Source organism: Amycolatopsis kentuckyensis, from assembly GCF_002155975.1.
GTDB classification, from domain to species: Bacteria; Actinomycetota; Actinomycetes; order Mycobacteriales; family Pseudonocardiaceae; genus Amycolatopsis; species Amycolatopsis kentuckyensis.
In genome coordinates, this window is record NZ_MUMI01000469.1 from 1 (window position 1) to 677 (window position 677).

General features: G+C 70.8%; 1 protein-coding gene. It reads right to left on the bottom strand.

The features are described from left to right. Positions 1–8: 8 nt before the first annotated feature. On the bottom strand, positions 9–524 hold the full coding sequence (locus CCN39_RS37245) for an RNA polymerase sigma factor (protein WP_086850127.1): 516 nt from the start codon (positions 522–524) through the stop codon (positions 9–11). Positions 525–677 lie beyond the last annotated feature (153 nt).

Sequence of the window (677 nt, forward strand, 5' to 3'; positions counted from 1 at the left end):
GGTTCCTTTCAGGCGGTGTGCAGCCGGAGCCGGACCGCGGTCCGGGCCCGGTGCAGGTGGGACTTCATGGCCGCGGTGCTCAGGCCGAGCGCGTCGGCGACGGTCCGGCCCGGGTGCCCGAGGACGTCGCGCATGATGAGGACGCGGCGTTGGACGTCGGGCAGCGTCCGGATGGCTTCGGCGACTCGTTCGGCTTCGAGCCGCTTGAGGACCTCGTCTTCGGCGGACGCGGCCAGGCCGGGGTCGGTCGTGTCGTCGAGGAGCCGCCGGGCCCGGCGGAGGCACTCGTTGCGGACGATCCGGAACATCCACGACGCCAGCGCCGCCGACGCCCGCAGGGTGCCGATCTTGCGGTACAGGACGAGCAGGGCCTCCTGGGCCGCGTCCTCGGCGTCCTGGGGCGAGGCGCAGAGGTGGTCGGCGAAGCGGCGGACGTGCGGGTGTGCTCCGTGGACCACCGCGGTGATCGATTCGAGGTCGCCGTCCTGTGCCGCTTCGACGAGCTGCTCGCTCACCCAACCCATCGGTTGTCTCCCCTCTTGAGGTGGCTTCACACGATAAGAGGGGTTGGGGGTGCGAAAGGGTTCAGCGGGTGGGAGAGCGATCGGCCTTGGTGGCCTTCTGAGCATGCGTGATGCCTTGGTGGGCGGAAGGGCAGCACACCCGCCCACCAAGGC

Bases quoted from the DNA above. Each gene is read 5' to 3' on its own strand.
- CCN39_RS37245 (WP_086850127.1), bottom strand. From the start codon at position 524: ATGGGTTGGGTGAGCGAGCAGCTCGTCGAAGCGGCACAGGACGGCGAC.